General features: G+C 66.4%; 10 protein-coding genes and 1 other RNA gene. 7 read left to right on the top strand and 4 right to left on the bottom strand.

The genetic code is table 11. The features are described from left to right. Positions 1-366: 366 nt before the first annotated feature. The 7 genes from ffs to ACPDIT_RS14930 all read left to right on the top strand — a co-directional run bounded on the left by ffs (position 367) and on the right by ACPDIT_RS14930 (position 7092). An RNA gene (ffs, locus tag ACPDIT_RS14960) (signal recognition particle sRNA small type) lies at positions 367-463 on the top strand. A 65-nt stretch (positions 464-528) separates the two neighbouring features. Next, on the top strand, positions 529-2400 hold the full coding sequence (dnaX, locus tag ACPDIT_RS14955) for a DNA polymerase III subunit gamma/tau (RefSeq protein WP_423444848.1): 1872 nt from the start codon (positions 529-531) through the stop codon (positions 2398-2400). 68 nt (positions 2401-2468) lie between these two features. Further along, entirely contained in the window at positions 2469-2780 is a 312-nt protein-coding gene (locus ACPDIT_RS14950; protein ID WP_423444846.1) for a YbaB/EbfC family nucleoid-associated protein, read from the top strand. A gap of 53 nt (positions 2781-2833) precedes the next feature. Then, positions 2834-3436, top strand: coding sequence for a recombination mediator RecR (recR, locus tag ACPDIT_RS14945; RefSeq protein WP_423444845.1), 603 nt, complete (start codon positions 2834-2836; stop codon positions 3434-3436). A gap of 45 nt (positions 3437-3481) precedes the next feature. After that, on the top strand, positions 3482-4123 hold the full coding sequence (locus ACPDIT_RS14940; RefSeq protein ID WP_423444843.1) for an HAD family hydrolase: 642 nt from the start codon (positions 3482-3484) through the stop codon (positions 4121-4123). A 300-nt stretch (positions 4124-4423) separates the two neighbouring features. Continuing rightward, positions 4424-5026: a LemA family protein gene (locus tag ACPDIT_RS14935; RefSeq protein ID WP_423444841.1), complete on the top strand. Its 603-nt coding sequence runs from the start codon at positions 4424-4426 to the stop codon at positions 5024-5026. Positions 5027-5151: 125 nt separating this feature from the next. Beyond that, positions 5152-7092, top strand: a complete 1941-nt coding sequence (locus ACPDIT_RS14930; protein ID WP_423444876.1) for a M48 family metallopeptidase — start codon at positions 5152-5154, stop codon at positions 7090-7092. A 41-nt stretch (positions 7093-7133) separates the two neighbouring features. Here ACPDIT_RS14930 and ACPDIT_RS14925 read toward each other — a convergent pair whose 3' ends face one another. From ACPDIT_RS14925 to ACPDIT_RS14910, 4 genes are all read right to left on the bottom strand, one after another. After that, positions 7134-8222, bottom strand: coding sequence for a hypothetical protein (locus ACPDIT_RS14925; RefSeq protein WP_423444839.1), 1089 nt, complete (start codon positions 8220-8222; stop codon positions 7134-7136). Between the two features lie 11 nt (positions 8223-8233). After that, positions 8234-9226 carry an N-acetylmuramoyl-L-alanine amidase gene (locus tag ACPDIT_RS14920; RefSeq protein WP_423444875.1) on the bottom strand — a complete coding sequence of 331 codons (993 nt, stop codon included), beginning with the start codon at positions 9224-9226 and terminating at the stop codon, positions 8234-8236. 423 nt (positions 9227-9649) lie between these two features. Continuing rightward, on the bottom strand, positions 9650-11812 hold the full coding sequence (gene rpiB / locus ACPDIT_RS14915; protein ID WP_423444838.1) for a ribose 5-phosphate isomerase B: 2163 nt from the start codon (positions 11810-11812) through the stop codon (positions 9650-9652). A gap of 92 nt (positions 11813-11904) precedes the next feature. Continuing rightward, a complete protein-coding gene (locus ACPDIT_RS14910) occupies positions 11905-12975 on the bottom strand; it encodes a S41 family peptidase (protein WP_423444836.1) in 1071 nt (356 codons plus the stop codon). Positions 12976-13022 lie beyond the last annotated feature (47 nt).

The raw sequence follows: 13022 nt of genomic DNA, 5'->3' as shown, positions 1-13022 counted from the left end.
GGCCCCAGCACGCGGCGGAGAGAACGCAGGAGGATCCAGAGCCGGCTTCGTGGCCCTGGGAGCCCATGGCCCCTCGCGGATCGGCCGGGCAATCCACCGGGCCCCCGTGGCCCGTGCGGGCCATGAACCCGTCTCTGCGAAGAATCGGAGTGATTCGAGGTTTGCAGAAAGAACCCGCACAACAGCCCGGCGGTCGGTTTCGCGGAAACGCAATGCGTCAGTTCTGCAGTCGCGGCTGGCGTCGGAGTGAAAAAGGGATGTCGGTGACTCCTTGGGAACCGTTGGGATTGGGCGGCCAGGAGGTTCCGAGCCTGACGAACGCATCTTCCACTTGAAGCGCGGGCCGGGCTGGCCCACAGTGAGCGGTGCCAGGGCCCACGGAATGCGGACAAACAAACCCCGCCAGGGCCGGAAGGCAGCAACGGTAGTTTGCTCTGCATCTGCCGTGGTCACCCTGGCCTTTTGGATTTCCCGGTGGGTCGGGCAGCCCTCCGCAGGGGTCGCGCCGGCCGGCCGCAAACGTGGGCCATGTCCTATCAGGTCATAGCGCGAAAGTATCGACCACAACGGTTCAGCGAGGTCGTGGGTCAGGAGCATGTGACGCGAACCCTGGCCAACGCCATCGCGCAGAACCGCATTGCCCACGCCTACCTGTTCTGCGGGCCCCGCGGCACCGGCAAAACCACCATCGCCCGGATCTTCGCCAAGTGCCTGAACGCCACCAACGGCCCGACGGTGGACTTTTCCGACGACGATCCGCGTTGCCGCGAAATCACGGAGGGGCGATCCCTGGACGTCCTGGAGATCGACGCCGCGAGCAACCGGGGCATCGACGAGATCCGCGGGTTGCGCGAGACGGTCCAGTATGCACCGGCGCACTCCCGCTTCAAAATCTACATCATCGACGAGGTGCACATGCTCACCAAGGAGGCCTTCAACGCCCTGTTGAAGACCCTGGAGGAGCCACCCGAGCACGTGAAATTCATGTTCGCGACGACGGAGCCGGAGAAAGTGCCGGCGACCATCCTGTCGCGTTGCCAGCGATTCGACCTCCGTCGCATTCCCACCGCGTTGATCGTGCGGCATCTGGCCCACATTGCCCGGGCTGAAGGCGTGGACATCGAGGAAGCGGCGCTGTTTGCCATTGCCCGGGGCGCCGACGGGGGCTTGCGGGATGCGGAATCCACGTTGGACCAGTTGATCAGCTTCTGCGGCTCCCGGATTCAAGAGGCGGACGTGTTGGCAATGTTCGGATTGACCGCCCGCGATCAGCTTCTGGGACTGACCGCCGCCATGGTGGCGGGCCGGCGCGGCGAGGTGGTCCGGCGCCTGGACCAGTTGCTGACCCAGGGCAAGGATCCCGGCCGGTTGCTGGCGGATTTGCTGCTGCATTTTCGCAACCTGATGGTCTGGCACCTGACGGGTGGAGACCCGGAGTTGCTGGACGTCTCCGAGGCGGAGCGAACGGCCCTTCAAGAGCAGGCCGCTCAGATCACTTGGGAAGGGGCGCACCAGATGGTGGAAGTGTTGGCGGATGCGGAGACGCGACTGCGCGAGGCGGCTTCCAAACAAATCCTGTTGGAAGTCGCTCTCCTGCGCGCCATGGAGGCCCGTCAGGCCATGAGCTTGGAACGCGTGCTGGAGCAGTTGCGCGATCTGCGCGCGACTGCGACGGAGTCGGTGACCTCGGTCGGGGCCCCGCCGGTGGAGAGAGCGGTGGCAACGGCGGCGGGCGGGGGGTCGGAAAACCCTGCACCCCGAGGTGCGCCGTCCGCGGCAGGCTTGTCGCGGCCCGAGCAAGCTCGGGCGGAACCGCCGCCGGCCCTCGGTGCCGGGCCTGCGGGAACGGGCGGGGCTGTTGTCGAAGAAGTCAAGGCTGCCGAGACGGACTTGAACGGGTTTTGGGCGCGCCTGCAGGAGGCGGTGGGGAAAGTGAGCCCATTCCTGCGAACGTATCTGGATCATGCCCGACCGCTGCGCTGGGAACAGCAGACGCTGGTGATCGGGTTCCCGCCGGAGTGGCGGGAGTATCGGGACCTGGCCGACACGCCGCGGTTCCATGAACTGTTGCAGACCAAACTGCAGGAATTGCGAGCGCCCGGTGCCCACGTGAAGTTCGTGGTGTCGGAACCGGGGAGCGGCGACATCTCGCCGCGGCCGGAGCCAGGCGGGGTGTTCCCGGAAGAAGCACAGCCCCCTGCCGCCGCCGTGGTGCAGCCGGAATCGGTGGAGGGGCCGGGGGCCAGAGCGCCACGGGGAAAAACGGCCCGGTCCCGGTCCGCCGCCTCCGGGGCGCCTGTTGCGCAGGAAGGTCTTCGGATGGAGGATTTCAAAAACGACCCGCTCATTCAAAAGGCCTTGGAAATGTTCAAGGCGCGGTTGGTACAAATGGGCCGCTGAGGTCGGTTCGAGGCGCGTTGTCCATCCAGGCGCCTCGGACGGGCCCGGCGTCCGGGAGAACGGAGTCCATGTCGAGTCTCGGCAAAATGATGAAGCAGGCCGCGCGCCTGCAGCAGCAGATCGAACAGGTCCAGGCCCAACTGGCGCAGCGGACCGTCGAGGCCAGCAGCGGGGGCGGTGCGGTGAAGGTCGTGGCCCGCTGCGACGGCACCCTGGTGAGTTTGAAGATCGATCCGCAGGCGCTGGATCCTTCGGACGTTACCTTGATCGAGGACATGATCCTGAGCGCGGTGAACCAGGCACTCAAGCAGGCTCAGGAGGTGGCCAATGCGGAGATGGCCAGGGTTACCTCCGGATTTCAACTGCCCGGGCTGTTGTAGGCTGGCAGAGGGGTTGGGCATGCCCGGGATCGAAACGGAGGAGGCGGCGCTTCATGGGAGCCTGGCCTGAATCGCTGGGCGCACTAATCGCCAGCCTGACACGGCTGCCGGGGATCGGCCGGCGGTCGGCCGAGCGGATCGCGTTGTTCCTCGTGCAAAGTGAGCCGGCCCTGGCTCATCAACTGGCCGGCGCGATTCAGCGGGCCCGGGAACAGATCCATGCCTGCTCCCAATGCGGGGCCCTGACGGAAACGTCACCCTGCGAATTGTGCACGGACCCGCGTCGGGACTCTGCCCTGTTGTGTGTGGTGGAACGACCCACGGACGTGCTCAGCATCGAAAAATCCGGCAGTTACCATGGCCGTTACCACGTGTTGGGCGGACGGATCTCGCCCCTGGAGGGTGTCGAAGCGGAGGATCTGCGCATTGCCGAGCTGGAACGGCGATTGCAGAACGAACCGATCCAAGAAGTGATCCTGGCATTGGGCACGGACGTGGAGGGCGAGGCCACATGTCATTACCTGGCGCGGCGGCTGCGGCGACCCGGCCTGCGGATCACCCGGATTGCTCACGGCCTGCCGGCCGGCACCGGGTTGGAGTATGCGGACGAATTGACGCTGGGCCATGCCTTGCAGGGGCGGCGCGAAATGAGCTGATCCCGTACCGGCGTCCGGCAGCGGCGAAACCGGCTGTTTGCTACCATGAATCCGACCACGACCGTGGTGTTCGATCTGGGGAAGGTCCTGTTGGACTTCGACTATCGCATCGCAGCCCGGCGCATTGCCGAGCGCAGTCGCCTGGACGAAGCCGGCGTCCAGGCGGTGCTGGAACGCTCGCCCTGGTTGATCCGCTACGAGACGGGCCTGATCAGTCGTCGCGAGTTCTACGAAGCCATCCGGAGGGAGACCGGGTTCGAGGGCAGCCTCGAGGAGTTCAGCCGGTTTTTCGCCGACATTTTTTGGCCCATCGAGCCGATGGTGGCGGTCTTGAGAGCACTCCGCCGGCGCGGGCTTGCCACCTGGTTGTTCTCCAACACCAACGACCTGGCGATGGAACATATCCGGCGGAATTTCCCGTTTGTCCACGAGTTCGACGGCTGCATTCTCTCCTACGAGGTCCGCTCGATGAAACCTGCCCCGGGCATGTACGAGAGCCTGGAACGTCTCTCGGGCCGACGCGGTTCAGAGATTCTCTACCTGGATGACCGTCCGGAAAACGTGGAGGCCGGACGGGCCCGCGGCTGGCAGGGATGGGTGCACACGTCGCCGGAGGATACACGGCGGCGACTGCGGGAGCTGGGTTTGCTGGATGCGGAAGACGCTGCGAACGCACCTGCAACATGAGGGCAGCCCGGGTGGTTGCGCCGGGCCCCGATAGGGTGGACTCGAGACCAACAACGCGGGTTCGTGGTCCGGGGCGCGCTCAGACGCCGGGATCGAGCGCGCGGATGCCCTCGAATTCGTTCGCGTGACACGGGCGGGATCTGCGCGGCTGAGGGCCTTCGCTTGCGTGGCGTCCGCAGGCGTTTGGCCTCGCCGGCCTGATACCGTCCCGTGGCATGCGGTTCCGCTTGTAGATTTGCGGTTGCGCCCGGGGCGGGATTGGCCTAGGAGTGGGGCAACTTCGGAGAGAAAGGAAGAGCCATGGGACTCGCGCTCGTAGTGTTGCTGGTGGGTCTGGCCGTTCTCGCGCTGGCCGTGTTGTGGCTGGTGGGCGTTTACAATCGCCTGGTCACGCTGCGCAACCGGTTCAAAAACGCCTGGGCGCAGATTGACGTGCAGCTCAAGCGGCGGTACGACCTGATCCCCAATCTCGTGGAAACCGCCAAGGGTTACCTGCAGCATGAGCGCGGCACGCTGGAGGCCGTGATCGCCGCGCGCAATGCGGCGGTGCAGGCCAGCGGCCGCGTAGGAGTGGATCCGACCAATCCCGATGCCATGAAGGCGTTGATCGCGGCCGAGGGGACGTTGGCCGGCACCCTGGGCCGGTTGTTCGCCCTGGCGGAGGCGTATCCGGACCTGAAAGCCAATCAGACGATGGCGCAACTGATGGAGGAGCTCACCTCCACCGAGAACAAGATCGCGTTCGCCCGGCAGGCCTACAACGACGCGGTGATGAACTACAACACGGAACGGGAACGGTTCCCGAGCAATTTGGTGGCCGGCATGTTCAACTTTGGTCCGGCCGAGCTGTTCCAAGTGCAAAAGCCGGAAGAACGCGAAGCGCCCAGGGTTTCGTTTGCGTGAGTCCTGCCGAGGGGCTGCTGGAGGGTGAGGGGCGGCCCCAACGTCTGCCGGCGACCTGCTCGCGAAAGAGCCGGAGGGATCCTGCGAGGCACGTGAAACCGGGCTGACGGAGGCGCGGGGTGAGCATGGATTTCTTCGAGGCACAGGACCGGGCACGCCGACGTACGCGGCTTCTGATTGTGTACTTCGCCCTGGCGGTGGCGGGGATCACCGTTGCGGTGTACCTGGCCTGTCTGATCACCTTGGGCGTGGGAGACGCCTCTCCCTACGCCCCGGGGAGGGATGCGGGCTGGCGTTTGTGGCACCCGAAGTTGTTTGCCATCTGTGCCGGGGGGACCCTGGCAGTGGTGGCCCTGGGGAGTCTTTACCGAATTGCCACGTTGCGCGCCGGAGGACGTGTCGTGGCGGAGGCACTAGGGGGGCGATTGGTCCGGCCGGACACGCGGGACTTTCACGAACGGCGCTTGCTGAACGTGGTGGAGGAAATGGCCCTGGCCTCGGGACTTCCGGTGCCGCCGGTGTACGTGCTGGATGCCGAACGGGGGATCAACGCTTTCGCCGCCGGGTTCGGTCCGCATGATGCCGTCATCGGGGTGACGCGGGGTTGTCTGGAATTGCTGAACCGGGACGAATTGCAGGGGGTCATCGCGCACGAGTTCAGTCACATCCTCAACGGGGACATGCGACTCAACCTGCGACTGATCGGCTGGGTCTTCGGGATTCTCTGTCTGGCGGAAGTGGGGCGCGTGCTGCTTCGAACGCGGGGGCGGAACAATCCGTTGCCGCTGCTGGGGTTGGTGCTGCTGCTGCTGGGCTGGATTGGCGTCTTTTTCGGACGATTGATTCAGGCGGCGGTGAGTCGGCAGCGCGAGTTCCTGGCAGATGCTGCGGCGGTCCAGTTTACGCGGAATCCCGCGGGTCTGGCCGGGGCTTTGCGCAAGATCGGGGGTCTGGTTTACGGATCACGGGTGGACAACCCGCACGCGCTGGAGGCCGCGCATCTGTTCTTCAGCTCGGCGTTCACCGGTTCGCGAGCGCACTGGTTTGCCACGCACCCACCGCTGGCGGAGCGGATTCGGCGGCTGGATCCGAGTTGGGACGGCACCTTTCCGCGGGTAAGCCCCGAGACAGTGGAAGTAGTGGAGGCACGGGCGGCAGCGCCGCGCGCACGGGTGGCCACAGGTGCCGCGGCGGCGGCGAGCCTGGCGGGGGGGGCCGTTCGGGGCCGGGCGGTCCTGGACCAGGTGGGTCGGCCGGGGCCGCGCCAGGTGCGGTACGCCGCCGAACTCCGGGCGGCGCTGCCAGACGAGTTGTTGCAGGCTCTACAAACGGACACCGGCGCCCAGGCTGCCGTGCTCGGCCTGGTGTTGAGTCGCAATCCGGATCGCCGGCGGCAGGAGCGGATTGGGCTACAGACCCGCCTGCCCGCGGCTGTGGAAGCGCGCTTGAGCGCCCTGGATCCGATCTTGCTGGAGCTGCCGGTCGGGGCCCGACTGGCGGTCGCACAACTGGCGCTGCCGGCGCTGCGCACCATGGATGGGGAGTCGTTTCGCGCGTTCCGCCAGGCGTTGCGGTGGTTGATCACGAGCGATCGCCAGATCGATCTCTTCGAGTACGCGTTGGAGCGGATGATCGAGCGGGATCTGGAAGCGAGGTTCGGACGCGTTCGTCCCAGGCCCGTCCAGTACTACAGCCTGCGCGGTCTGGAGTCGGAGGCACAGGTGTTGCTCTCGGCGTTGGCCTGGTTGGGGCAGCGCGCCCCGGACCAAGCGGCCCGCGCGTATGCGGCGGGTTGGGCCCAACTGGGTATCGACGCCCCGCCTCCCCAATTGCTGGTGTGGACGGAGTGCGGTCTGGCGGCCATCGACAGGGCCCTGGACCGATGGGCGGAGGCGTCGCCTGCGCTCAAACGGCGTCTGTTGGCTGCGTGTGTGGAAGTGGTGGCTGCGGACGGGTGGGTGCGAGTGGAAGAGGCGGAGCTGTTACGGGCCGTGGCCGATGCCCTGGATTGCCCCCTGCCACCCGTCCTGAGTGAACCGGATGCGTCGGGTCCCATGCAGACCTGAGGGGCGGACAGGCGGCCGGTGGCGGTGAGAGATTCGCCGTGCTACTCCGCGGCTGGCACCGCGGCGGTGCGGGAAGTTGTCGCCGGTCCGATGTACCGCCGGGCGATGACCACGTTGTCGAATTCGACCATGTTGGTCGGCTGCCGGGCCCAGCGGTCGGTGACATACGCCTCCAGGGTTAACGCGTTGGCCTGCAGTTTCTCGCTGGTCCGCCAGTTGATGCCCGTCCAGTGGCCCTGCAGCCGGCCGTCGATCCAAAAGGCCTGTTCGCCGTCGGGTTGGCCCGGACGGTTGTGCTGGAGCATGAATTCCACGCAGATCCATTGTCCTGGCGGGATCAGAGGGGCCTCCGGGACGTCGAAATGGTTGCCCCAGTACTTGCCGTCCGGGGCGGGTCGCATGGCGTGCCAGTAACTATAGAAGTGCCATTTGCCAGGGGCGGGCCAGCGCCCCCAGTTCCCCCACGGTTCAATGGCGGTCGAAAACCGTTCATCTCCGGCGGGCTTGGACCCGGCACCGCCGAAGCCGCTCCACTTGTCGGCTCCGCGCAATCCGCGGTTGGCTCTCAGGGTCACGAAGTGGTGGATGTAGTCGCAAGGCGGGACGAACCGGGTGTAGAAGCGGATGAAGATCCGGGGAGCCGACTCGAACCATTGGGTCAAACCACCGCCGGTATCGCGATCCAAATGAGCCTCGACGCGCAGACAGCGGCGGCCCAGGCCCGGGAAGGCGTCGGTGCCTGCCCACCGCAACACGGCACCTCCTGGGTTGCGCGTGTCATCCCAGCGTCCTTCCAACGGGCCGGTTTCGAAGTCATCAGCGAAGATGACGTCCGGGTGGGTCTTGAGCCCTTGATCGTTGGGATGCTCGGCTGCCAGGCCGTGGCCCTGAGGCAACGGGCTGGTTGCGATCCGGATCGGCCCTGTTTCCTGCGCAAGGAGGGAGATCTGGGCAACCCCCAGGGCGGCGACACTCCCGAGGAGAAACGCGAGAAACGTGGTTCGCCGCCACCCCCTGAATGCGACCCCGGGGGCTCGGCGAAACGCGCCACATTGCAGGATTGCCCGCCGGTCGAACCGGGATCCTTGTGGCACGGTGGATCGATTGTGGTTCCAAAGAATGGGGTTCACGGGAAAGGGCTTCATGGGCGGTGAACGAGTTCTCGGTAGGCCTGGAGGCCGCGCGCGAGCTCCTGCGCAATGCGACGTCGGTATGCGGGGTCGTTGATCCGCCGTCCCTCCACCGGGTGCGAAAGGAACCCCGCCTCGACCAGGGCGGCCGGCATACTGGCTTCGCGTAGGACCGCAAAACGAGCTCGCCGCAGGCCGCGATCTTCGCTGGGCAGACCTCGAACCATGGCCTGGTGCAGCGCGTAGGCGAGCCGAATGTTGAAAAGGTCGTGCTGGTTGCCCGGAAACGGACCCGCCACGGAGATGCGCCCGGGATTGGCGGTGGAACTGGCATTGGCCGGCGTGAGGCAATACGTTTCCACGCCGCGAACCTGACCCGCACCCGCCGCGGCTGCGTTGAAGTGCAAACTCACGAAAAGGTCCGCCCCGGCGCGTTGAGCCAGCCGGGGACGCTCCTCCAAATCCAGATAGACATCTCGCGTGCGGGTCAGTGTGACGCGGAACCCCGCCTGCCGCAGCAGCCCTGCCAGCTCCTGGGCCAGGGCCAGCGTCAGCCGCTTTTCCTCCGTCGTCCCGATGCGGTAACCGGTGTCTTTCCCCCCATGCCCGGGGTCGAGACAAATGTGTTCCATCCGCTGTTTTTGTGGGAGGCGCGGCGGCTCCAGGAACGGCCCGAACGTGCGCTGCACGTCCACCTCGGCCAGATACCCGGCGGGATTGAGGTATTCGAAGGGACAGAGCAGATAGACCCGAACCCCGTTGATAAAGGCTTCGCGGGAGTTGGCCTGCAGCACGAGCTGCAACCCGCCTTTCGTGAGTTGCAGACGGCGATGAGTCTCCAGCCAGCGCACCGTCAGCCCGTGCGCGCGGGCCCAGTCCCGCACCCGAACCGGGGAGGGCAAAGAAGAACGGGCAGCAGCCGACGAGCTCCTGGCCGGCAGAGCCTGACAGGCCAGGCTGAAACCGGCCCACCCCAGGAGCCGCAGAAACTGAGCCCGCCGCATCACAAGAATCACTCTGCCGAACGGCGCGGGGGCCCGGCAAGCCGAAGGGACCGACACGGTCGGCCCCATACCGGGCGCATGTTCCTGCCCGCACGCCCGAGAGGTCGAGGTCGTGGACGAATTCGAGCGTCGCGGCCGGGACCGAATCAGGAGGCCGAAGCCCGGGTGAGCCCAGCCGACAACCCGGCACCACGAGAAAGTCCGGACTGCATGGCCGGTACTGGTCCGGGCGCGGTCAAAGCTTGGGGCGCCCGGACAAGCTACGACTGGCGGGCGCGGTCCGGCCTAGGGTTCTCGGGCCCCCAAGCAAAAAGGCCAACGAAGAAGGGACAGGGCAGACCGGCTTGCAGGGGAGTTGCGCCGAACCACCACGGCCCCGCCCCTGCGATGGCACACTCGGGGCGGCCGGCCGTCGGGCCGAACTCAGTAGGGCAGCGGGAACCGGGCCGTCAGCTCGCGGACGCGCTCGCGCACCTTTTGGATGGTCTCCCGGTTGTTCAGGTCCAGGAGCACTTCGCTGATCATGTCCGCAATGGCGGCCATCTCGGGCTCTTTCATGCCCCGGGTGGTGACGGCCGGGGTACCGATGCGAATGCCACTGGCAAGGAACGGCGAGCGCGTCTCGAAGGGGATGGTGTTCTTGTTGACCGTGATGCCGGCCTGGTCCAACGCGGCCTGACAGTCCTTCCCGGTCAACCCCCGCGCTCCCACGTCCACCAGCATCAAATGATTGTCCGTGCCACCGCTGACCAGCCGGAACCCGTTGCGCAGCAGCCCTTCGGCCAGCGCACGGGCGTTTTTCAGGATCTGCTCCTGATAAGCCCGGAACGAAGGCTGGAGCGCCTCGTGGAAGCAGACAGCCTTGGCGGCGATGACGTGTTCCAGCGGGCCGCCCTGGATCCCGGGGAAGACCATGGCGTCGATTTCCTTCGCGTAGCGTTCCTTGCAGAGGATCAATCCTCCGCGGGGACCTCGCAGGGTTTTGTGGGTGGTCGTGGTGACAAAATCGGCATATGGCACGGGACTGGGATGCAACCCGGCGGCCACCAGACCCGCGATGTGGGCAATGTCGGCCAACAGATAGGCGCCGACCTCTCGGGCGATCTCGCTCATGCGGGCGAAATCGATGATCCGCGGATAGGCGCTGGCCCCCACGGTGATCATCCGCGGGCGGTGTTCCCTGGCCAGACGGAGGAGCTCGTCATAATCGATGCGCTCGTCCTCGCGGCGAACCCCGTAGTGGACCACTTCGAAGAACTTCCCCGAAAAATTCGCCCGATGCCCGTGGGTCAGATGCCCGCCGTGGCTCAGGTCCATGGTCAGAATTTTGTCGCCGGGTTTGAGGAAGGCGAAGTACACGGCCATGTTGGTGGCCGATCCGCAGTGGGGCTGCACGTTGGCGTGTTCGGCGCCGAAGAGCTTCTTGGCCCGGTCGATGGCCAGTTGCTCGATACTGTCCACGAACTCACAGCCGCCATACCAGCGTTTGCGCGGGTAACCCTCGGCGTACTTGTTGGTGAGCACCGAGCCCTGCGCCTCCAGCACGGCCGGGCTGGCAAAGTTCTCGCTGGCAATCAACTCGATGTTCTCCTGCTGGCGCAGTCGCTCCTGCTCGATCAGGCTGGCCACGGCCGGGTCCACGTGCCGCAACTGGCGTCCGGAGCCACAACAGGCTTCGAGCTTGTGGACGCGGCGTTCGTGCCGGCCGCCCTCGAACTGGGCCTCGAGAAACGCGTCGATCATGGCCAGGGCGTCCCCGGGCGAGGTGCGCTTGCCGGAAAAACAGAGCACGTTGGCGTCATTGTGGCGCCGGGCCAGGGCGGCCTCTTCCGTGTCGTGGACGAGGGCGGCCCGCACGCCGGGCACCTTGTTGGCCGCAATGCTCATCCCGATGCCGGTGCTGCAGCAAAGGATTCCCCAACGGGCCCGGTGATCGGCCACGGCACGCGCCACCGCGTGGGCGTAATCCGGATAGTCTGTGGACTCCGGGGAGTGGGTGCCCAGGTCGAGCACCTCCATGCCGCGTTGACGCAACGCCTCCACCAGGGCCTGTTTCAACGCGTAGCCGGCGTGGTCGGCGCCCACGGCCACCGGGCCGGTACGCCAACTGGCCTGGGCGGCCGCGGCCACGTCCTGCTCGATCACCGGCAGGATGGTCTGAAGGGCCTCGCGGATCTGGTCGCGGCATTGCACGTAAACCTCGTAGGATCCGCCAATGGGGTCGGTGACATCCTTGTCGAACCCTTCCACCGAATCGTCGAATTCGCGCAAGAGGAAGGTCTTTTCCGCTGCCTGGGGATAGAGGAGCAGAATGCTTTCGACGTGGCCGTGAGTCATGCCGAAGATGTAGTCCGCTTCTTCCACCAGTTCGGCGGTCAACATGCGACTTCGCTGGCCGGAGATGTCGATGCCCAGCTCTTTCATGGCTTGGATCGCATGGGCGCTGGGGGGTTGCCCCTCGACGGCCCCCAGACCGGCGGACAACACGCGGTACTCGCCGCGGCCCTGCACCATATGGCGAAAGAGCCCCTCGGCCATCGGGCTGCGACAGACATTGCCGGTGCAAACAAACAGAATCGTCTTCATCTGATTCTACCCGCGAATGAGCGGTCAGTGTGCCGCCTGAACACGACTCGTCAACGGCGAACTATTTCCCCAACCGGATCGGTGCGCAACCCTCACCGCGGCGGCCGGCGTGCCAGTCCGGAAGCCTCCAGGATGGCCATGGCTTTGACCAGGTCCAGAGCACGCGCCAGGGCGGGGTCCCGCACCACGTTGGGCCCGGCGGCCTCAGGGTCCGGGGTGTCCGTGTCCGCCGCAGCGGCGTTTTGACGCATCGCGCGCACCAATGCCGCTTCATTGGCACGGGATCGTCGGGCGGCGGTCTCGACGCGTTCGCCGGGGCGCGAGGGTGGGGCGTGGCCGGCAGCGAAAGGATCGGCCAGCCACGTCAGTTCAGCCTCGCGGCTCACCGCGACGGGGATGTCCGGCTCCAAGCCGGTCGGGCTGAGAGACGGGCCGTTGGCGAGGCGCACGGGGGTGGTGGCCAGTCGCAGGCGCTGTCCGTTGCTCAAGCGGAAGACCTGCGTGAGCGCGGCCGCCCCTGCGGTCCGGCTGCCCACGAGGACTGCTCCGCGTCCCAGCCGCAGCGCGCCCGCCAGGGCCTCCGCCGCGCCGCGCGTCTGCCCGTTGACGAGGACCACCAGAAACTCACGGCACGGGGGAGCGGCCGGAGAGACCGTGGCTGCCCCCGCGCCCCAGTCCAGCAACGCCATCGGTTGCTCCAGGAACAACGCTGCCGTGGCCTGCGCCGCCGCATAATCCAGCCCGTCGGCCTCGCGCAAATCCAGAATCCAGCCCGCAACCGCGTTGGTCGCCCGGAGCGCCTGCCAGACGTTGGGCAGCTCCCTAGGCAGGGAGGCTTCGACGCGTGCCACTCGAATGTAACCGACGTTTCCGTCGAAAACCTCGGCCTGTTTGACCGGTGACTCCGGCAGGGGCAGGGGATCGTCCGGAGGCAGCAAGGCTGCGCGGTACCCCAATCGGGCCAGCAGACCGTCCAAGAGTGCCCGGTCGAGTTCACTTTTGCTGAGGCCGGGCACGTGGCGCAATGCCAGTTCGTACACCTCCTGCCATGGCGGGGCCGCTGGCCCAGTAGCGCCGGCAGCTGACAGGTCGGAATGGGGATCGGCGTTCCCGGTGCAATGAGCCAGCACCCAACCCAACATGACCAGGCTCCAGTATCGCATGTGCCGCTCAACATGCGGTCCCCGCACCGAACTGTAAAGCGTGGGCA

Origin of the sequence: Limisphaera sp. VF-2, from assembly GCF_049537125.1 — a bacterium.
In the GTDB taxonomy this organism is placed as follows: domain Bacteria; phylum Verrucomicrobiota; class Verrucomicrobiia; order Limisphaerales; family Limisphaeraceae; genus Limisphaera.
The sequence above is the reverse complement of the archived record's forward strand: the minus strand, read 5'-3'. Positions and strand labels throughout refer to the sequence as shown.

What these genes read in the sequence shown, in the direction of transcription:
- dnaX (WP_423444848.1), top strand. Translation starts at nt 529, where the DNA reads ATGTCCTATCAGGTCATAGCGCGAAAGTATCGACCACAACGGTTCAGC.
- ACPDIT_RS14950 (WP_423444846.1), top strand. Translation starts at nt 2,469, where the DNA reads ATGTCGAGTCTCGGCAAAATGATGAAGCAGGCCGCGCGCCTGCAGCAG.
- recR (WP_423444845.1), top strand. Translation starts at nt 2,834, where the DNA reads ATGGGAGCCTGGCCTGAATCGCTGGGCGCACTAATCGCCAGCCTGACA.
- ACPDIT_RS14940 (WP_423444843.1), top strand. Translation starts at nt 3,482, where the DNA reads ATGAATCCGACCACGACCGTGGTGTTCGATCTGGGGAAGGTCCTGTTG.
- ACPDIT_RS14935 (WP_423444841.1), top strand. Translation starts at nt 4,424, where the DNA reads ATGGGACTCGCGCTCGTAGTGTTGCTGGTGGGTCTGGCCGTTCTCGCG.
- ACPDIT_RS14930 (WP_423444876.1), top strand. Translation starts at nt 5,152, where the DNA reads ATGGATTTCTTCGAGGCACAGGACCGGGCACGCCGACGTACGCGGCTT.
- ACPDIT_RS14920 (WP_423444875.1), bottom strand. Translation starts at nt 9,226, where the DNA reads ATGCGGCGGGCTCAGTTTCTGCGGCTCCTGGGGTGGGCCGGTTTCAGC.
- rpiB (WP_423444838.1), bottom strand. Translation starts at nt 11,812, where the DNA reads ATGAAGACGATTCTGTTTGTTTGCACCGGCAATGTCTGTCGCAGCCCG.
- ACPDIT_RS14910 (WP_423444836.1), bottom strand. Translation starts at nt 12,975, where the DNA reads ATGCGATACTGGAGCCTGGTCATGTTGGGTTGGGTGCTGGCTCATTGC.